This window comes from Tessaracoccus coleopterorum (genome assembly GCF_011174705.1).
GTDB classification, from domain to species: domain Bacteria; phylum Actinomycetota; class Actinomycetes; order Propionibacteriales; family Propionibacteriaceae; genus Arachnia; species Arachnia coleopterorum.
Genome location: NZ_JAANIJ010000001.1, coordinates 1,753,299 through 1,769,445, shown reverse-complemented (window position 1 = coordinate 1,769,445; position 16,147 = coordinate 1,753,299). Strand labels below are relative to the sequence as shown.

The 16,147-nt window shown below is 69.0% G+C and carries 24 protein-coding genes, 3 pseudogenes and 1 riboswitch; of the genes and pseudogenes, 14 read left to right on the top strand and 13 right to left on the bottom strand.

Annotated elements, in window-relative coordinates:
- Positions 1-44 precede the first annotated feature (44 nt).
- The 4 genes from G7085_RS11440 to G7085_RS25690 all read right to left on the bottom strand — a co-directional run bounded on the left by G7085_RS11440 (position 45) and on the right by G7085_RS25690 (position 1,698).
- Positions 45-458, bottom strand: coding sequence for a DUF885 family protein (locus G7085_RS11440; protein ID WP_231980185.1), 414 nt, complete (start codon positions 456-458; stop codon positions 45-47).
- Positions 427-639 carry a hypothetical protein gene (locus G7085_RS11435; RefSeq protein WP_197511051.1) on the bottom strand — a complete coding sequence of 71 codons (213 nt, stop codon included), beginning with the start codon at positions 637-639 and terminating at the stop codon, positions 427-429. The genes G7085_RS11440 and G7085_RS11435 overlap by 32 nt, the downstream gene beginning before the upstream one ends.
- Positions 640-674: 35 nt before the next feature.
- Positions 675-1,019 carry a hypothetical protein gene (locus G7085_RS25695; RefSeq protein WP_231979434.1) on the bottom strand — a complete coding sequence of 115 codons (345 nt, stop codon included), beginning with the start codon at positions 1,017-1,019 and terminating at the stop codon, positions 675-677.
- 124 nt (positions 1,020-1,143) lie between these two features.
- Positions 1,144-1,698, bottom strand: coding sequence for an LLM class flavin-dependent oxidoreductase (locus G7085_RS25690; RefSeq protein ID WP_331715623.1), 555 nt, complete (start codon positions 1,696-1,698; stop codon positions 1,144-1,146).
- A 71-nt stretch (positions 1,699-1,769) separates the two neighbouring features.
- Positions 1,770-1,830, top strand: a riboswitch (guanidine-III (ykkC-III) riboswitch).
- Positions 1,831-1,961: 131 nt separating this feature from the next.
- Between G7085_RS25690 and G7085_RS30275 the strand changes: the two genes are divergently transcribed.
- The gene (locus G7085_RS30275) at positions 1,962-2,084 is read left to right on the top strand and encodes an SMR family transporter (protein ID WP_331715622.1); all 123 of its coding nucleotides are present in this window, start codon (positions 1,962-1,964) and stop codon (positions 2,082-2,084) included.
- Positions 2,085-2,342: 258 nt separating this feature from the next.
- Positions 2,343-2,534 (top strand): DMT family transporter, encoded by a 192-nt coding sequence (locus G7085_RS25685; RefSeq protein ID WP_231979431.1) that lies wholly within the window; start codon positions 2,343-2,345, stop codon positions 2,532-2,534.
- 369 nt (positions 2,535-2,903) lie between these two features.
- Here G7085_RS25685 and G7085_RS30270 read toward each other — a convergent pair whose 3' ends face one another.
- From G7085_RS30270 to G7085_RS25670, 4 genes are read right to left on the bottom strand one after another with little or no spacing between them, the layout of a single operon-like run.
- The gene (locus tag G7085_RS30270; protein ID WP_269451844.1) at positions 2,904-3,101 is read right to left on the bottom strand and encodes a hypothetical protein; all 198 of its coding nucleotides are present in this window, start codon (positions 3,099-3,101) and stop codon (positions 2,904-2,906) included.
- On the bottom strand, positions 3,098-3,841 hold the full coding sequence (locus G7085_RS30265) for a penicillin-binding transpeptidase domain-containing protein (protein ID WP_197511049.1): 744 nt from the start codon (positions 3,839-3,841) through the stop codon (positions 3,098-3,100). The genes G7085_RS30270 and G7085_RS30265 overlap by 4 nt, the downstream gene beginning before the upstream one ends.
- Positions 3,805-4,257 carry a hypothetical protein gene (locus tag G7085_RS11405; protein WP_331715976.1) on the bottom strand — a complete coding sequence of 151 codons (453 nt, stop codon included), beginning with the start codon at positions 4,255-4,257 and terminating at the stop codon, positions 3,805-3,807. Before G7085_RS11405 ends, G7085_RS30265 begins: the two co-directional genes overlap by 37 nt.
- Positions 4,161-4,628, bottom strand: coding sequence for a hypothetical protein (locus tag G7085_RS25670; protein ID WP_231980824.1), 468 nt, complete (start codon positions 4,626-4,628; stop codon positions 4,161-4,163). Before G7085_RS25670 ends, G7085_RS11405 begins: the two co-directional genes overlap by 97 nt.
- A 351-nt stretch (positions 4,629-4,979) precedes the next feature.
- Here G7085_RS25670 and G7085_RS25665 point away from each other — a divergent pair, with 351 nt between their 5' ends.
- Genes G7085_RS25665 through G7085_RS11375 form a run of 7 tightly spaced genes read left to right on the top strand, consistent with a single transcriptional unit; the run spans position 4,980 to position 8,156 of the window.
- Positions 4,980-5,552 (top strand): TerC family protein, encoded by a 573-nt coding sequence (locus G7085_RS25665; RefSeq protein WP_331715621.1) that lies wholly within the window; start codon positions 4,980-4,982, stop codon positions 5,550-5,552.
- The gene (locus G7085_RS25660; protein ID WP_231979429.1) at positions 5,552-6,160 is read left to right on the top strand and encodes a TerC family protein; all 609 of its coding nucleotides are present in this window, start codon (positions 5,552-5,554) and stop codon (positions 6,158-6,160) included. Before G7085_RS25665 ends, G7085_RS25660 begins: the two co-directional genes overlap by 1 nt.
- Positions 6,161-6,163: 3 nt before the next feature.
- A complete protein-coding gene (locus G7085_RS11395; RefSeq protein ID WP_197511047.1) occupies positions 6,164-6,343 on the top strand; it encodes a hypothetical protein in 180 nt (59 codons plus the stop codon).
- The gene (locus G7085_RS11390) at positions 6,331-6,534 is read left to right on the top strand and encodes a hypothetical protein (protein WP_197511046.1); all 204 of its coding nucleotides are present in this window, start codon (positions 6,331-6,333) and stop codon (positions 6,532-6,534) included. The genes G7085_RS11395 and G7085_RS11390 overlap by 13 nt, the downstream gene beginning before the upstream one ends.
- A complete protein-coding gene (locus G7085_RS11385) occupies positions 6,507-6,734 on the top strand; it encodes a hypothetical protein (RefSeq protein WP_197511045.1) in 228 nt (75 codons plus the stop codon). Before G7085_RS11390 ends, G7085_RS11385 begins: the two co-directional genes overlap by 28 nt.
- Before the next feature lie 34 nt (positions 6,735-6,768).
- Positions 6,769-7,590: an MFS transporter gene (locus G7085_RS11380; protein WP_197511044.1), complete on the top strand. Its 822-nt coding sequence runs from the start codon at positions 6,769-6,771 to the stop codon at positions 7,588-7,590.
- Entirely contained in the window at positions 7,587-8,156 is a 570-nt protein-coding gene (locus tag G7085_RS11375; RefSeq protein ID WP_197511043.1) for an HdeD family acid-resistance protein, read from the top strand. The genes G7085_RS11380 and G7085_RS11375 overlap by 4 nt, the downstream gene beginning before the upstream one ends.
- Before the next feature lie 37 nt (positions 8,157-8,193).
- On the opposite strand, the pseudogene G7085_RS11370 reads toward G7085_RS11375, so the two are convergent.
- The 4 genes and pseudogenes from G7085_RS11370 to galE all read right to left on the bottom strand — a co-directional run bounded on the left by G7085_RS11370 (position 8,194) and on the right by galE (position 11,306).
- Positions 8,194-8,791 (bottom strand): annotated as a pseudogene (locus tag G7085_RS11370) (response regulator).
- Positions 8,792-8,858: 67 nt separating this feature from the next.
- Positions 8,859-9,170 carry a sensor histidine kinase gene (locus G7085_RS11365; RefSeq protein ID WP_197511042.1) on the bottom strand — a complete coding sequence of 104 codons (312 nt, stop codon included), beginning with the start codon at positions 9,168-9,170 and terminating at the stop codon, positions 8,859-8,861.
- 71 nt (positions 9,171-9,241) lie between these two features.
- A complete protein-coding gene (locus G7085_RS11360) occupies positions 9,242-9,952 on the bottom strand; it encodes a sensor histidine kinase (protein WP_197511041.1) in 711 nt (236 codons plus the stop codon).
- Positions 9,953-10,318: 366 nt separating this feature from the next.
- Positions 10,319-11,306 (bottom strand): annotated as a pseudogene (gene galE, locus G7085_RS11355) (UDP-glucose 4-epimerase GalE).
- A gap of 71 nt (positions 11,307-11,377) precedes the next feature.
- Here galE and G7085_RS25655 point away from each other — a divergent pair.
- Positions 11,378-11,707 (top strand): annotated as a pseudogene (locus tag G7085_RS25655) (MBL fold metallo-hydrolase); the annotation flags it as partial.
- An 89-nt stretch (positions 11,708-11,796) separates the two neighbouring features.
- The gene (locus G7085_RS34825; RefSeq protein ID WP_408647093.1) at positions 11,797-12,000 is read left to right on the top strand and encodes an MBL fold metallo-hydrolase; all 204 of its coding nucleotides are present in this window, start codon (positions 11,797-11,799) and stop codon (positions 11,998-12,000) included.
- A gap of 4 nt (positions 12,001-12,004) precedes the next feature.
- Here G7085_RS34825 and G7085_RS11345 read toward each other — a convergent pair whose 3' ends face one another.
- On the bottom strand, positions 12,005-12,595 hold the full coding sequence (locus G7085_RS11345) for a TetR/AcrR family transcriptional regulator (protein ID WP_197511040.1): 591 nt from the start codon (positions 12,593-12,595) through the stop codon (positions 12,005-12,007).
- Between the two features lie 158 nt (positions 12,596-12,753).
- On the opposite strand from G7085_RS11345, the gene G7085_RS32565 reads away from it, so the two are divergent.
- The 3 genes from G7085_RS32565 to G7085_RS11330 are packed head-to-tail and all read left to right on the top strand — an operon-like array spanning position 12,754 to position 16,140.
- Positions 12,754-13,131, top strand: a complete 378-nt coding sequence (locus G7085_RS32565; protein ID WP_197511039.1) for a hypothetical protein — start codon at positions 12,754-12,756, stop codon at positions 13,129-13,131.
- Positions 13,023-15,617, top strand: coding sequence for an MMPL family transporter (locus G7085_RS11335; RefSeq protein WP_197511038.1), 2,595 nt, complete (start codon positions 13,023-13,025; stop codon positions 15,615-15,617). The genes G7085_RS32565 and G7085_RS11335 overlap by 109 nt, the downstream gene beginning before the upstream one ends.
- Positions 15,526-16,140 carry a YhgE/Pip domain-containing protein gene (locus G7085_RS11330; protein ID WP_197511037.1) on the top strand — a complete coding sequence of 205 codons (615 nt, stop codon included), beginning with the start codon at positions 15,526-15,528 and terminating at the stop codon, positions 16,138-16,140. Before G7085_RS11335 ends, G7085_RS11330 begins: the two co-directional genes overlap by 92 nt.
- The last annotated feature ends 7 nt before the right edge of the window (positions 16,141-16,147 follow it).

The window sequence follows — 16,147 nt, the reverse complement described above, 5'->3', positions numbered from 1 at the left end:
GGCGAGCCGCTGGTAGGCGGCGCGGGCGGCGTCGGCCCCACGGGTCAGGTCGGCGGCGAGCGCGGCCGGCACCCGGGCCCGGAGGCGAGGTGTGACCAGAAGCCGTCGAGTCCGGCCAGTTCGCGGGCCTGTTCGATGCCGATCTCGATCTGCCTCCTCGCCGGGAAGGGACCAGCGGCGCGGGAGGCGCCGTGCCGGAGCGACGCGATGTAGCCGTCGATTCCTGCGGGGACAGCCTGCATGCGCGCGGCCACGTCGGCCCAGTCATCCGTGGTGGCGGTCGGCATCAGGTCGAACACCGCCCGGATCGCCTGCAACGGGGAGGCGAGGTTGTTGAGGTCGGCGTAGCTCTCGCCCGCGTCGTGCAGCTCGATCTCGAGCGAGAGCCGCTCGATCATGGCGGCCCTCGTCACCTCGTCGACGGCGTCAACCGGCGGCTCGGCCTCGACGCGGCGCAGGGTGGCCCGGTGCGCGTCGATGAAGGCTTCGCGACCCTCGGGGAGAAGTCGTCGATTCCCTGGGGTCGCCGGGCACCCCGATGTCGGTGGCCGTCATGGGGCTGAGCGAGGCGATCGTGTCGACGAAGTCGTCGGCGATCCCGTCGAGGGGCGTGGCAACGCGCACGGGCGAGTCGGTCATGGTGTGACGCTAGCACCGGGGCGTCGCCCGGGGCCTCAGTCGTCGGAGAGCATGTCCTTCACCAACGGGACGACCTCGGTCGCGTACAGGTGGATCGTCTCCATCAGCGCCTCATGCCCGAGGTGACCGGTCGAGATCTTCAGCTGGAACCGCGATGCGCCGAGCGACCTGACACCTGCCGCGATCCGCCGCGCCGCCGTGTCCGGGGAGCCGACCACCATCGCTCCGTGGTCGGCCTCCTGCTCGAAGTGTGACCGGTCCATCCGGCCCCAGCCGCGCTCCGCTCCGATCCGGCGGGACTGCTCGAGCCACGGCCGGTACATCCGCTCGCGGGCCTCATCGTCGGTGCGGGCCAGGTGACCGTAGGAGTGGTAGCCCACGGGCTGCGGCTCCTTCCCAGCTCCTCGAGTGCCCTGCGGTGCAGGTCCGCGAACGGGGCGAACCGCTCGACCGGGCCGCCGATGATGGCCAGCATCAGCGGCAACCCGTAGGACGCGGCCCTGATCACCGACTGGGGCGAGCCCCGACGGCCACCCAGGTCGGCAGCGGCCCCGACGCAAGCCTCGGATGCAGCTCGACATCGGCCAGATCCTGCGTGAGCCTCCCCTTCCAGGTCACCCGGCCGCCGCCCATCAGCTGGGCGAACAGCCGCAGCTTCTCCTCGAAGAGTTCCTCGTAGTCGTGCAGGTCGTAGCCGAACAGCGGGAACGACTCGGTGAACGAGCCGCGCCCGACGACCGCCTCGGCCCGCCCGGAGCTGATGGCGTCCAGCGTGGCGAACCGCTCGAACACGCGCACCGGGTCATCGGAGGACAGGACAGTGACGGCGGTGGCGAGCCTGATGCGCGAGGTCCGCGCGGCGATCGCGGCCAGCACCATCTCCGGCGACGAGATCGCGAAGTCGTTGCGGTGGTGTTCCCCGACCCCGACGGCATCGAGGCCGAGCTCGTCGGCGAGCACCGCCTCCTCGATCACGTTGCGGATGACGGCGTCATCGGGCAGCAGGGCGCCGTCGCGTCCCGCGGTGATGTCGCCGAAGGTGTCGATCCCGAACTCCACGTCCATCCCAGCTCCAAAGATTGAGTGTTCAACTACTTGGAGTGTATGGCAGCCCCCGTGATTTGCTAGCCTGGATGCGGCGACCCGCCCCGGACGACGGATCAGTACCCGGTGAAGACAAGACTGGCCATACGTCGGCTACGAAAGGGTTCCCCTCCCATGGACTGGGTCATTCTCATCGCCTCGGGCGTGTTGGAGGCCGTCTGGGCCACCGCGCTCGGCCGCTCCGACGGGCTTCGGAGGCCCGTCCCACCATCGTCTTCGTGGTGGCCTCGATCCTGAGCCTGGTGGGCCTCGGGATCGCGCTCAACACCCTCCCGACGGGCACCGCCTACGCGGTGTGGACCGCCACGGGGCCTCGCTCACCGTGCTGTGGGCGATGGTGACCGGCGTCGAACGCGCCAGCCTCATCAAGGTGCTCCTCCTCGTCGGCATCGTGGCCTGCGTGGTCGGACTGAAGGTGCTGGCATGACGCGCCCGACGGCGATTCCCCGCGCCCTCGCCTGGCCGGTGCTGCTGCTGAGCGCCGTGCTCGAGGCCGTGTGGGCCAACGCGCTCTCGGCAAGCAACGGTTTCACCCAACTTGTGCCCACGCTCGTGTTCCTGGTGGCCACCGTCGCGTCGGTGGTGGGCTCTCGTTCGCGATGCAGCACATCCCGACGGGCACGGCCTACGCCGTGTGGACCAGCATCGGTACCGTGCTCACCGTCGGCTACTCGGTGGCGATCGGCGCAGAGTCGATGTCGTGGCTGAAGGCCCTGCTGCTGGCGGGCATCATCGGCTGCGTGATCGGGCTCAAGCAACTCGACGGCGGAAGGGTCGATGCCGCGGACTGAGGGGTGTTAGGTTCGCGGGCATGAATCTGCAGCTCTTCACGTTCGTGATCCCAGCGTCATCTCCCTGGGGCTGTTCATCGCCGGCGTCGTGCTCAGTCGTGGGGTCGCGCGGGTCCTGCTGGCGGCATGGGTGGTGATCCAGGCGGTCTCCATCGTCGTGACGCTGCTTGCGCCCAACCTGATCGACACACTGGGCATCGCGGGTTGGGGTCTCCTCAACGCGCTGATCACCTTCGGCGGCTCACTCCTGCTCGGTTTGGCGCTGATCATCGGGCGCCCGGCTACCGCGGTGGGGGCGCCGCCGGTCCGACCGGTCCCCAGTGGTACCCGCCGGTGCCGCAGGGCCCCGTCAGCTGAACAGCTGCACGATCAGCGGGCGGCCGTCGTGCCACCCGAATCGCCGACCTCGACGAACGCCGAGACGGCGTACCGGTCGTTGTAGGCGATCATCCAGGCGTGGGTCTGCTGCTGCCCTGCCTTGCCCCACTCGGCGGTGCCCGACTTCGCGCCGGACATGACGCCCTTGAGGCCCTTGCCCGTTCCGGAGTCGACGGTGGCCTCCATCATGGCCTGCAGCTGCTGGGCCTCTGCCGCGGTGAGGGGGCGGCCGTCGGAGTGGCCTGATGACCCTGCACCAGCCACGGGACGACGGTCTTACCCGAGGCGACGGAGGCCGCGACGGCCGCCATGCCCATCGGCGACATCGTCACCTGGCCCTGACCGATCCGCGATGCGGCGAGGTCGATGGCGTTGCCCGGCGCGACGGTGCCGAAGTTCGAGGTGAAGCCGGCGTCGTAGTCGGTGCCGACGCCGAGCGACCCGGCCGCAGCGTGCAGGGCGTCGCCGGTGACGCCGGTGGCGCCCACGAACGCGGTGTTGCACGAGTACTTGAACGCGTCGTTGAGGGTGATGGAGCCGAGCGCCGACGACGGGTATCCCGAGTAGTTGCCGAACGTGTACGTGGACACCTTCAGCTGTGACGGGCACTGGACAGTCGAGGTGGAGCCCATCCCGCCGCGGATCATCGCGAGCGCCGTGGCCACCTTGAACGTGGAGCCGGGGGCATACCTGCCGTAGGTGGCGTAGGGGTAGCTGCCGCCGCTCGGCGACTGGGCGGCCGCGACCATGCCGCCGGTGGTGAGGTCGATCACCACGAGCGTCGCGAGGCCTGCCTGCGTGCTCAGCACCGACTCGGCCTTGGCCTGGAGGTCGCGGTCGAGGCTGAGGGTGATGGGCCTTCCGATGGTCGCGTCCTGCTGGAACAGCACCGTCACCGTCGGATCCTCGACGCCCTTGCGGGCGACCATCTCGACCCGTCGCTCGGGACACCCCGGAGCTCGGAGTCGTAGCGCGACTGCAGACCGGACAGGCCGACCCGGTCGAGCGAGCTGAGCCTGCCCTCCGACTCGTCGATCATCTTCTGGGTGGGCTGCCCGACGGTACCGAGCAGCGGCGCCGCGAACGTGTCCGTGGGGCCGACGACCGCCGTCACCTCGTTGACGTGGCTGCCGGGCACGTCGACGATGCCCGCGGGGATGTTCTCCTGCCGCACGGTGGCCGCCACCACGAAGGCCTTCGGACCGTTGGCCGCGACCTTTGCCTGGAAGTCGGTGCCGTTGATCCCCATCAGCTCCGCGATCTGCAGCGCGGCTCCCGCCCACTCGGCCTCGGTGAGGGATCCCTTGTCGAGACCCACCTCGAAGAGGGCCCGCTCCTCGACGATCGCCAGGCCGGCGGAGTCGTTGATGGCTCCCCGCTTTGCCTCCTTCTGGATGTGCCGCAGCCGCGTCCGGTCGGTGAGCTCGGGGCGATGATGCTCGACCTCCAGTCGAGGGTCCAGGCATCGCCCGAGAGCCGGAAGTCCGCCTTCGTCGAGAAGTTCCACCCGGGATCGCCGAGCTCGGGGTAGGCCATCTGCAGGGTCGCCGTCGCGCCCTCGTCGCCGTAGGCGATGTCGCCGGCGGTGACGGTGGGATACACGTCGTCCATTCCGGCGAAGATCACGTCGAGGTCGCTCTGGGCGGTCGTTCCCCCCTGCACCGTCGGCACCTTCGACAGGTCCCTCGCGTTCAGCGCAGCCACCAGTTCCGCCACCTGCGCGTCGGCCTTCGGCAGGTTGCCGGGGGTGCGGTCTCCGATGTGGGGCCGGGTCCGGGGCCTTGCCGGAGGGGGCGCAGCCGACCAGGAGCGCCGCAGCGGCGAACAGGGCGACAAGGGTGCGGCGCATCGGCAGACCTCCGGGAATCGACATCGGGTACAGGCTACCCGGGCCCGCCGACCGGGCCCCGTGGGGTTTGGCAGGACGCAACGCCCGGGTATCCTTGACCGAAGTCATCGACGTTGGCCCTGAAGGGTACCGATGGCAGAAACCCCGTTTTCTCGCCTCCCCACAGGAGCAACTTGATGTTGTCTACTGCCCTACTGACCACGAATGTCTCCCTGAACGTGTGGATCATCACACTCGTCGTGATCGGTGGCCTTCTCGCCTTCGACTTCTTCTTCCACGTGCGCAAGGCGCACGAACCGACGTTGCGGGAGGCGGCGGTCTGGTCGGCCATCTACGTCGGCATCGCGATCGCGTTCGGTATCGTGCTCTGGGTCGTCGGTGGACACGGCATGGGCGTCGACTACTTCCAGGGCTACATCCTCGAGAAGGCGCTCTCGGTCGACAACCTCTTCGTGTTCGTGGTGATCATCGCGAGCTTCGCGGTGCCACGCGCCGACCAGCAGAAGGTGCTGCTCTTCGGCATCGTGTTCGCCCTGTTTGCGCGCGCCGGCTTCATCTTCCTCGGCATGGCGATCATCGACAACTTCACCTGGGCCTTCTACGTGTTCGGGCTGATCCTGATCATCACCGCGGGCAGGCTGCTCGCGCCCGAGAAGGAGGGCGACGACGACGCGAACAACTTCGTCATCCGCCTCGCCAAGCGCTTTCTGCGCACCACCGACCACTACGACGGCGACAAGCTGTTCACCATCGAGAACGGCAAGCGGGTACTGACCCGATGCTTCTGGTGATGGTCGCCATCGGCGGCACAGACATCCTCTTCGCGCTGGACTCCATCCCCGCCATCTACGGCGTGACCGACAACGTCTACATCGTGTTCACCGCGACCGCGTTCTCCCTGATGGGGCTCCGCCAGCTGTTCTTCCTCATCGACGGCCTGCTCGACCGCCTCGTCTACCTGAAGTACGGCCTGGCCGTCATCCTCGGTTTCATCGGCGTCAAGCTGATCCTCGAGGCCCTGTACGACAACCGGCTGTTCTTCATCAACGGCGGCGAACCGGTCGACGTCTACCACTTCGATCCGTACACCTCGCTCGGCATCATCGTCGGAGTGCTGACGCTCACCGTGGTCGCGTCGCTCGTCTCGCCGAAGGGTGCGATGGTGTCGGCGGTCAAGTCGCTCCACCGGCACGCACACGCCTACAACAACGTGCAGTACCACGGGGAGGCCGGCGAGCGGGAGATCCACTACGAGAAGATGCTCGCTGCGGAGACCGCCCTGCTCAAGTTCGACGAAACCAGGATCGGCGAGCTCATGGAGGACACCGGGACGACCTGGGAGGTCGAGCAGGCCCGCCGGGCGCACGCCGCGTTCGAGACCGAGATCGACGCCGACTGATCCATGGGGCTCATCTCCGCCGTACGGCGACTCTGGCGGCATGCCGCCTTCCGTCGACTCCTGACGCTGCGCATCCTCAGCCAGGCCGCCGACGGCACGCTCCAGGTGGGGATGGCCTCCTACATTCTCTTCTCCCCGCAGTCCCAACCCGACGCATGGGCGATCGCGGGGTGCTGGCGCTGACCCTTCTCCCGTTCACCGTGATCGGGCCTTTCGTCTCCCCGCTGCTCGACCGCTGGTCGCGACGCAACGTCGCGCTCTGGTCGGACACGGCGCGGGCCGTGCTCGCCACCGTGATCGGGTCATCATCTTCACCGGCAACACGACCGGGGCCTGGGCGGTCGTGTTGTACGGCGCGCTGCTCGTGGCCATGAGCATCAACCGGTTCATGCTGGCCGGCCTGTCCGCCGGTCTCCAGCACACCGTCGACCGTGAAGAGTTCCTGACCGCGTCGTCGATCGTGCCGACCGTCGGGCCGATGGGCGTCGTGCTCGGCGCCGCTATCGGCTTCGGGTCAGGTTCGGCCTCGGAGCGTCGCTGGGCGCCGACCGGGCCAACTCGCTGGTCTTCCTGATCGCCGCCGCCGGGTTCGTCGGCTCGGTGCTGGTGTGCCGTGGCTTCGCGCCGGACGCCCTCGGCCCGGACGCCTCCGAGGAGCACTCCGCCACGGTGGGGGTGCCCGTGCCGTCGCCGCGGGCCTCGCCGACGCCGGACGACACCTGCGCACCCGCCCGACGGCCCTGATCGCGTTGGCCCTGATGGCCGTCACCCGGCTGCTGTTCGGCCTCCTCAGCGTCGCGGTGATCCTCGCCGCCCGGCATCTGTGGCACCCGGTCTCGGATCCGGACGCCGCGCTGGCCGACCTCAGCGTCTGGGGTGTCGCCACCGGAGCCGGCTTCATTCTGGCCGCCCCGTTCGTGCCCGTGCTCGCCAGGCAGTTCGGCCTGGGCCGCACGGCCGTGGGCCTCCTGGCCGGTGGGGCGGCAGCGTCGCTCGTCTCGGCGCTGACCACGGCGAAGCCCGTCCTCTTCGCCATCAGCTTCCTGGTCGGGTTGTCGGTGCAGTCGTTCAAGATCTGCGTCGACACGATCGTGCAGGCCCACGTCGACGACCGGTACAAGGGTCGCGTGTTCACGTTCTACGACATGGCCTTCAACGGCGCATTCGTGCTCGCAGGCGTGGTGGCGGCGTTCGTGCTTCCGCCGTCGGGGCTGTCGACGGCGGCCTTCCTCGGATCGCCCTCGCGTACGCGGCCTGCGCCGTCGCGATGCAGGCGTCCCGCAGGCGCCTGGGGCGGCAACCTTCGAAGAGGGCACCCAGAGTCTCACGGCCGCCCGCTGACAGCCGGGCCCACGGCGTGGCGCGTGGCCCTATGCTTCCGCTCAGGGGATGTTCCCCTGCGTGTACCCATGGAAAGGGACGCCTCATGACCTCCGAATCAACCACCCCTGAAGAAGAAATCGCCGACCTCGTCTCGAGCGGGGCGCGGATCGCCCTGCTCGTGGAGGGCGTCATCGCCGTCGCGTTCGGCATCGCCGTGCTCGTGTGGCCCGGCAAGACCGCCGTCGCGCTCACCGGCGTCATCGCGCTCTACGCGATCCTCGCAGGCATCGTCTACATCGCGATCGGCCTGCTCTCGAAGCGGCTCAGCACCGGCGGCCGGGTCGGCCACGCCCTGCTCGGCCTGCTCTACATCCTCGCCGGCGGCTTCGCGTTCAGCTCACTGAAGGAATCCGCGGCCTTCCTCGCCGTCTTCCTCGTCGTGATGGTGGGCGTGATGTGGATCGTCGAGGGTTTCACCGCCCTGTTCACGCTCGGCGCCGTCAAGTCCAAGGCCATCACCGTCGTGTTCGCGATCATCTCGGTGATCGCCGGCTTCAGCCTGCTCACCAGCCCGCTGTGGGGAGCCGTCTTCCTCTGGTGGCTGATCGGCATCGCGATGCTCGTCCTCGGCGTGCTCAACATCGGCCGCTCCCTCCTGGGATCCAGGGGTTGAGCCGAGAGGTGGGCGGCCGGCGGGAGCGACCCGTCGGCTACCCGCCGAGGCCCTCCTCGAGGGCGATCAGCACGAGACCCACACGGTCGCGCGCATTCAGCTTGCTGAGCAGCCGACCGATGTGGGTCTTCACCGTTCCCTCGGCCATGTAGAGACGCTGCGAGATCTCCTGGTTGTTGGCCCCCGGGCCACCTCCTCGAGCACCTCCCGCTCCCGCTCGGTGAGCGCCTCCAGCCGCTGCCCCGCTGCTCCCCGGTCGCCTTCGGGAGCAGGTCGGCGAAGTGGGTCAGCAGCCGCTTCGTCGTGGAGGGAGCGACCACCGCGTCGCCGGCCGCCACCGCACGGATCGCGCCCAGCAACTCCTCGGGCAGCGCATCCTTCAGCAGGAACCCGCTCGCGCCGTTACGGAGGGCCGCGAAGACGTACTCGTCCAGGTCGAACGTGGTCAGCACCAGCACCTTGGTGTCGACGCCGAGCTCCGAGATCAGGCGGGTCGCCTCGGTGCCGTCCATCACCGGCATCCGGATGTCCATCAGCACCACGTCGACCGGGCGGGTGCGCACCATGGCGACGGCGTCACGGCCGTTCTCCACCTCGCCGACGGCCTCCATGTCGTCCGCGGAGTCGATCAGCATCCTGAATCCGCTGCGCACCAGGGACTGGTCGTCCGCGAGTAACACCTTGATCACCGTGAGGCCTCCTTCAGCCAGCTCTTCCCAAGTCGACTCGGCATCGGCAGCTGAGCCCGCACCTCGTAGCCACCGCCGGCGCGGGGCCGGCGTCGAGCTTTCCACCCATCGCGGCGACCCGTTCACGCATCCCCGCCAGACCCGAACCGCGCCCGTCCGGCCTCGAGAGTGCGCCAACCCCGTCATCGGTGACGGTGATGTCGATCCCATCGGCCCGGTAGGTGATGTCGACCCGCGCGGTCGCGGTCGTTCCGGCGTGCTTCAGGAAGTTGGTGGTGGCCTCCTGCACGATCCGGTAGGCCGTCAGGCCGAGCGACTCGGGCACGATCGGGACCTCGCCCGTGATCGCGAGTTCGATCCGGTCGCCGGCGGTGGCGACCAGTTCGGGGATCTGGCTCAGCGTCGGGCCGGGCCGAAGCGGGGACTGTCGGACTCTCCGCGCATGAGGGACACGATGCGACGCACCTCGTCGATCGACTTGCGCCCGGTGTCGGCGATGACGGTGAGCGCCTGGACCGCCGCCTCCGGGCGCTTGCCGGTGAGCGCCTTGGCGCCCTCGGCCTGCACCACGATGACCGACAGTGAGTGGGCGAGCACGTCGTGCAGTTCCTGCGCCACCTCGGCTCGTGCCCGGCCTGTTGCCAGCAGCGACTCCTGCTCGCTCTGCCGCTGTGCCGCGGTGAACCGCTCGGTGACGATCTCCCTGTCGAGCGAGGCGTTCAGGACGCGTTCGCGCATGTAGCGGCCCGCGAGGTAGGCGAGGGCGACGATGGTCGCGCACAGCGCCACGATCACCGAGGTGCCGAGGAAGCGGTAGCGCTCGTCCAGGTCCCGGGTCCACGACATCGGCCCGGCGAGCGAGCCCAGTACACCGAACGCCACCACCGGCACGAGGCCCGAGATGCGACGGTAGCGGCCGACGCCGTAGACGATGACGGGCACGGCCAGCAGCGCGGGCACCGGCCACGTGATGGTGAACACCATCCCGATGCCCGCGACCGTGGCGACGGCCAGCCCGACGAGGGGCGCGACCCTGCGCAGCGCCGCGGCCGCGCACATCAGGAGCGACCAGAGGGCGGCCAGCGAGACAGTCTCGACATTCGGCATCCAGAGCAGGGGATCAGCGTGGCCGCCGCGAGCAGCCCGGCCAGGGCCGCGTCCCGCAACACGGTGCGGGCCTCCCGCGACAGACGAGTCTCGTTCATGATGCCGATCAGCCTAGGGCCAGATCCTCGGGGTGGGGTCAGACCGGGGGCGCCGATCGTCGTCTGAGCGGTGCACCACGGTCTTGGATCGCCGTGTCGGGGTTGCCGTGGTGCAACCCCCTTCTCCTAGATTGGGGCATGATCCGAAAGTTGTTCTGGCTGATGACGCTCGTGACGCTGGTCTTCACGGCGACGAGCCTCGCCGACCGAAGCAGGGCAGCCCGTCGCCGCGAACTCTGGTCCGAGGCGACGGACTGACCGGCAGGGCTCAGTAGCCCAGCATCTCCCTGCGCACAGGGAGCCAGGCGATCGCGTCGCGCACGGCGTCCTGCTCGCTGAGCTCGGCCTTCCAGCCGAGCATGTCGGCAGCCTTCGTCGACACCGTGTAGACGCCTGCGACGTCACCGGGGCGCGACGGACCGTCCTGCACCTTCAGCGGGTCGCCCGAGATGGCCTCGAACGACGCGGCCAGTTCCTTTACGGTCACGCCATTGCCGGTGCCGATGTTGAACACCTGGTAGTCGACGTCGGCGGTGGCCTTGTCGAAGTTCTCGAGGGCGGCGACGTGGGCCTTCGCGAGATCCCACACGTGGATGAAGTCGCGGATGCCGGAGCCGTCGCGGGTCGGCCAGTCGACGCCGGTGATCGTGAAGGTCTCGCCCTTCGTCCACGCCTCGAGCAGCTTGGCGAGGACGTGCGTCGGGTGCTCGAGCTGCTGCCCCGAGCGCAGCTTGGGGTCGGTCCCGATGGGGTTGAAGTAGCGCAGCGAGGCCACGCGCACATCGGAGGCCTTCGTGAAGTCCTCCAGGACCATCTCGACCATGAACTTGGTGCGGGCGTAGGGGAGCCGGGCTGGAGGGCGAGGCCTCCGTGACCACGAAGTTCTCGTCGGGGGCGTAGATGGACGCGGAGGAGGAGAACAGGAAGCGCTGGATGCCGTTGCGCTGCAGCGCCTCGAGCAGCGTCACCGTCTTCGAGACGTTGTTCTCGTAGTAGCCGAGCGGATCGGAGACCGACTCCGGGACGACGATCCTCGCCGCGCAGTGCACGACGGCGTCGATGGCCCGTTCGGTGAAGATGCGGTCGAGGAGGGCGGCGTCTGCAATGTCGCCCTCATACAGCACCCGGTCACCGATGAACTCGCGGCGACCCGTGGAGAAATCGTCCAGGATGACGACGCTGTGCCCAGCGTCCTCGCAGGCGGACGCGACCGTGCTGCCGATGTAACCGGCCCCACCTGTGATCAAGACCTGCATGTGTTTCCTTTCTCAGGGTGAGCCTCGATCGTAGTCTTCCGAGGTGGAAGAGTAGGTGTCGGGAGGTGGCTATGAGCGCTCGGATTGAACGGATCGTCACGGCGGGAAACGTGGACCCCGGAGGCCCGCCGGTGCATGAGAACAACGCGTGGCTGGTCGGCGACGACTCATCGGTGATCGTGATCGACCCCGCACACGACGCCGCCGCGGTCGCCGCAGGCGTCGCGGGCAGGCGGGTGGAGGCGGTGCTGCTCACCCACGGACACTGGGACCACGTCCGGGCCGCGCTCGGATTCGCGGACCTGGTGGGCGCGCCGGTGCTGCTGCACCCGGCCGATGCGTTCCTCTGGGAGCAGAGCCACGGTTCGGCCCCGTTCGACCCGCTGGTCGACGCCCGGGTGTTCGAGGTTGCGGGAACGGCACTCGAGGCGAGGCACACCCCGGCCACACACCTGGATCCACCTCCTTCATCGCGGACGGGCTGGGTGCCGTGTTCACAGGCGACACGCTGTTCGAGGGTGGGCCGGGGGCCACCAGGTGGGCCTATTCGAGCTTCGCCACGATCATCGACTCGATCACGGAACGGCTCTTCACGCTGCCCGCCGACACCGTCGTCCACACGGGTCACGGGCCGTCAACCACGATCGGGGCGGAGGCCCCACACCTGCAGGAGTGGATCGCCCGGGGTTGGTGACCCGTCACCGCTCGATGACGAAGGCCTCGATCGCGACCGTCATCATCTTCAGGTTCGCGCCGTCGGCGGCGAGCAGCGGGGAGAAGTAGAGGGCCTCGCAGAGCCGCAGCAGGTCGTCGACGTCGATGCTGAAGCCGATCAACGCCTGCTCGGCCGCGCGCTCGACCACCTCGTTGAGCAGCGGCCACATGTCGGAGCGGGCGTGCTCGAGGCGGGCGGCGAGTTCGGGTTCGCGGCTGGCCCGCAGCTGCATCTCGATCATGGTGCGCCTGCGCTCCGGCCCGAACGCGGCCGCCTCGAAGAGCTGCGACAGCACCGGGCCGAGGTCGATCCGTCCGACCGACGAGTTGAGGCTCGCCCGGCACGCGTCGATGCACTCTTCGGCCATCCTGCGTGCGACGGCCTCACACACGTCGTCCTTCGTCTCGAAGTTCGAGTAGAAGGCGCCGCGGGTGTACCCGGCGGCCTCGCAGAGCTGCTCGACCGACGTGGCGTCGATCCCGAAGCGACCGAACAGGTCGAGGGCGGCCTCGACGAGCCGCTCGCGCGTGGCGCGGCGACGGGCCGTCTCGCGTGGGGTCGTCTTCGTCATCATGTCCTCCGGGGAGCATAGCGAGTCGCGGTTCGGGGACCGGTCGCCGGTATCGATACGGGAGTGTATCGGATACACTCCCGTTTTGGATACATGACTGTATGCGCCTAGCCTTGGGCTGGACCAGGCCACCGTCGGGAGGAACCTCAGAGATGTCAGCGATGCTGTACGCGTTGGGCCGGTGGTGCTACCGCCACAAGAAGACGGTGATCGGCGCGTGGCTCGCGCTGCTCATCGCGCTCGGCAGCCTCGGCGTCGCCTTCATGGGCTCGTTCAACAACTCCTTCTCCATTCCCTCCTCACAGTCGCAGGCGGCGCTCGACAAGCTGCGCATGACGTTCCCGGAGGCGGCCGCCCTCTCGGCGACCGTCGTCGTGGTGGCCCCGGAGGGGAGAGCGTCGAGGACTACCGGCCCGAGATCGAGGCCGCCGTGTCCCGGTTCGAGAAGGTCGACGAGGTTGAGGCCGTCACGAGCCCCTGGAACGAGATGGTCGACGGCCTCGTCTCCGACTCCGGTAACGCGGCCATCATCCAGCTGAGCCTCGACTTCCCGACCATCGCGCCGAGCACCGGGGAACTCGCTCCCATCACCGCGGTCGGAGACGAGTTGCGCGATGCCCTGCCCGCCGACGCGCAGGTCAGCATGGGTGGCGAGGCCTACAACCTCGAACTTCCGGCGCTCACCATCATCGAGGCGATCGGCCTGGTGGTCGCGCTCGCCGTCCTCACGTTGCTCCTCGGTTCGCTCGTGGCCGCGGGGCTGCCGCTCCTGACGGCCATCACAGGAGTCGGCATCGCCATGGCGGTGATGCTGCTGCTCACCAACGTCTTCGAGATCAACTCCACCACCCCACTCCTGGCGATCATGCTCGGCCTCGCCGTCGGCATCGACTACGCCCTCTTCATCCTGTCGCGACACCGCGATCAGCTGCGCGACGGCCTCGACCCCGAGGAGTCCGCGGGACGCGCCGTCGGCACCTCCGGGTCGGCCGTCGTGTTCGCCGGCCTGACCGTGTTCATCGCGCTGCTCGGCCTCGGCGTCGCCCAGATCCCGTTCCTGACGGTGATGGGCCTGTTCGCCGCAGCGACCGTGGCAGTCGCGGTGTTCATCGCGCTCACCTTCCTGCCCGCCCTGATGGGTGCACTCGGCGAGCGGATGCGGCCGAAGCCCCGAGCTCCGAAGAAGGCCGTCGCGGGCCGCGAGCGCACGGGTCTGTTCGCCTGGTGGGTCGGCATCACCACCCGGCACCCCATCGTCACCATCGTGGTCGTGGTGGCGGGCCTCATCGGACTCACGGTGCCCACCATCGGGCTCCAGGTGGCCCTCCCCAACGCCGGCCAGCAGCACGCGGGATCACCCGCCCGCATCGCCTACGACCTCGTCGACGAGAACTTCGGTCCGGGAGCCAACGGCCCCATCATCGTCACGGCCGACATCATCGGCTCGACCGACCCGATGGGTCTGCTCGAGGGCCTCAAGGCCGACATCGAGGCGCTGCCGGGCGTCCAGCAGGTGCCGATCGCCACGCCCAACGCCAATGTCGACACCGGCATGATCCAGATCGTTCCCACGACCGGCCCCGACGACCCCGCCACCGCCGACCTGGTCCGCACCCTGCGCGACCACGCGGCCGGGTGGAAGGCCGAGTACGGCGTCGACACCGCCGTCACCGGCATGACCGCGATCCAGATCGACGTGAGCGAGAAGCTCACCGAGGCACTCCTGCCGTTCGGTCTCCTCGTCGTCGGCCTGTCGCTCGTGCTGCTCGCTGCCGTGTTCCGCTCGGTTTGGGTGCCCGTCAAGGCGACGCTCGGCTACCTCCTCAGCGTCGGTGCCGCGTTCGGCGTCACCACGCTCGTGTTCAACCATGGCTGGTTCAACCAGGTCGTGAACCTCGAGAAGCCGATGCCGGTCATCTCCTTCCTGCCGATCCTGTTGATGGGCATCCTGTTCGGCCTCGCCATGGACTACGAGGTGTTCCTCGTCAGCCGCATGCGCGAGGAGTACGTGCACGGCAAGAGCGCGATCGAGGCCATCCGCGGCGGCTTCGTCGCCTCCGGCCCCGTCGTCGCGGCGGCCGCCGTCATCATGATCTCCGTGTTCGCGTTCTTCGTGCCCGAGGGCATGGCGGCCATCAAGGCCATCGCGCTCGCGTTGGCCGTCGGCGTCGCCGTCGACGCCTTCCTGGTGCGGATGACGCTCGTACCCGCCGTCATGACGCTGCTGGGGGACAAGGCCTGGTGGCTGCCCGGCTGGCTCGACAAGCTGCTCCCGACGTTCGACGTCGAGGGTGAGGTCCTCACCCGTGAGATGCACCTGAAGGATTGGCCGGGGGATGACTCGGTCGCCTTCTCCGAGGGGCTCACCGTCGATGGTGTCGTCGGACCCATCGACCTGCGCCTCGTGGCGGGCAACGTGATCGGCCTCATCGGTCCGGTCGGTCGGCGCACGGGTGCCGCGCTCGCGCTCAGCGGCCGCCTCGAGACCACCGGCGGAAAGGCCCGCGTCGCGGGCGCGCTGCTTCCGGAGGGCGCCGGTCGGGTGCGCGGACGCGTCACCTACGTCGATCTTGCCACCGTGTCCGACCCGGTGTCCGCCCTCGAACGGACGCGTGAGCGCAGCGTCGTCTTCGTCGACAGCGTCGAACGTGCGGAGACCCCCGAGGCGCGCGCCGCGCTCGCCGCGCTGGTCGCCCGGACCCGCACCAAGGGAGCCGTGGTCCTCTGCGCCTCCAACGCCGAGGGACTCGGCGACATCCCGCTGGACGGCAGCTACGTCGTTCCGGCCGAAACCCTGCTTGAGGGAGCAACGCATGACCTCGAAGAAGCGACTCTGGGCGAGCATCGCCGCCATCGTCCTGGTTCCCCTGCTCGCGGTGACGGCCCTCCTCGGCCTCACCGGCGGCCGGGCCGATCCGGGCGTCAGCGCGGCCGTGGTCAATCTCGACCAGGCCGTCACGGTCAACGGGCAGTACGTGCCGATGGGACGCCAACTCGCGGCGGCGATGGTCGACCGCGATGGTGACAACATCGACTGGACCCTCGCGGACGCCTCCAGCGCAGCCGCCGGCCTGAAGACCGGCGAGTACTCCGCCGTCGTCACGATCCCCAAGGGGTTCTCGGCCGCGGCCACCTCGTTCTCCGCCAACGACGCGGCCACCGCCGAGCAGGCCACCATCGCCGTGCAGGTGAGCGGGAACGCCCCGATCACCGACTCTGCGGTCGCCCAGGAGATCTCCCGCCTCGCGATCGAGACCATCAACTCGACCCTCACCGGTAGCTACCTCGACGGCATCTACGTCGGCTTCAACACGGTCGGGGAGCAGTTCGCCACGATCGTGGACGGCGCGACCCAGCTCGCTGACGGGGCCTCCGAGCTCGCCGACGGCACCGAGGCCGCCGCCCAGGGCGGGGCCCAGCTCAAGGCCGGCATGTTCCAGCTCAGTGACAACGGGCCCAAGCTCGTGGTCGGGGGCGACCAGCTCGTCTCCGGCATCGGTGACCTCAAGTCGGGCACCGCCCAGCTGAGCGACGGGCGGGCAAGCTAGCCGACGG

What these genes read in the sequence shown, in the direction of transcription:
- G7085_RS11435 (WP_197511051.1), bottom strand. Translation starts at nt 639, where the DNA reads ATGACCGACTCGCCCGTGCGCGTTGCCACGCCCCTCGACGGGATCGCC.
- G7085_RS25685 (WP_231979431.1), top strand. Translation starts at nt 2,343, where the DNA reads ATGCAGCACATCCCGACGGGCACGGCCTACGCCGTGTGGACCAGCATC.
- G7085_RS30270 (WP_269451844.1), bottom strand. Translation starts at nt 3,101, where the DNA reads ATGATGGAGGCCACCGTCGACTCCGGAACGGGCAAGGGCCTCAAGGGC.
- G7085_RS30265 (WP_197511049.1), bottom strand. Translation starts at nt 3,841, where the DNA reads ATGGTCGCCCGCAAGGGCGTCGAGGATCCGACGGTGACGGTGCTGTTC.
- G7085_RS25660 (WP_231979429.1), top strand. Translation starts at nt 5,552, where the DNA reads ATGGTCGCCATCGGCGGCACAGACATCCTCTTCGCGCTGGACTCCATC.
- G7085_RS11395 (WP_197511047.1), top strand. Translation starts at nt 6,164, where the DNA reads ATGGGGCTCATCTCCGCCGTACGGCGACTCTGGCGGCATGCCGCCTTC.
- G7085_RS11375 (WP_197511043.1), top strand. Translation starts at nt 7,587, where the DNA reads ATGACCTCCGAATCAACCACCCCTGAAGAAGAAATCGCCGACCTCGTC.
- G7085_RS11360 (WP_197511041.1), bottom strand. Translation starts at nt 9,952, where the DNA reads ATGCCGAATGTCGAGACTGTCTCGCTGGCCGCCCTCTGGTCGCTCCTG.
- G7085_RS11345 (WP_197511040.1), bottom strand. Translation starts at nt 12,595, where the DNA reads ATGATGACGAAGACGACCCCACGCGAGACGGCCCGTCGCCGCGCCACG.
- G7085_RS32565 (WP_197511039.1), top strand. Translation starts at nt 12,754, where the DNA reads ATGCTGTACGCGTTGGGCCGGTGGTGCTACCGCCACAAGAAGACGGTG.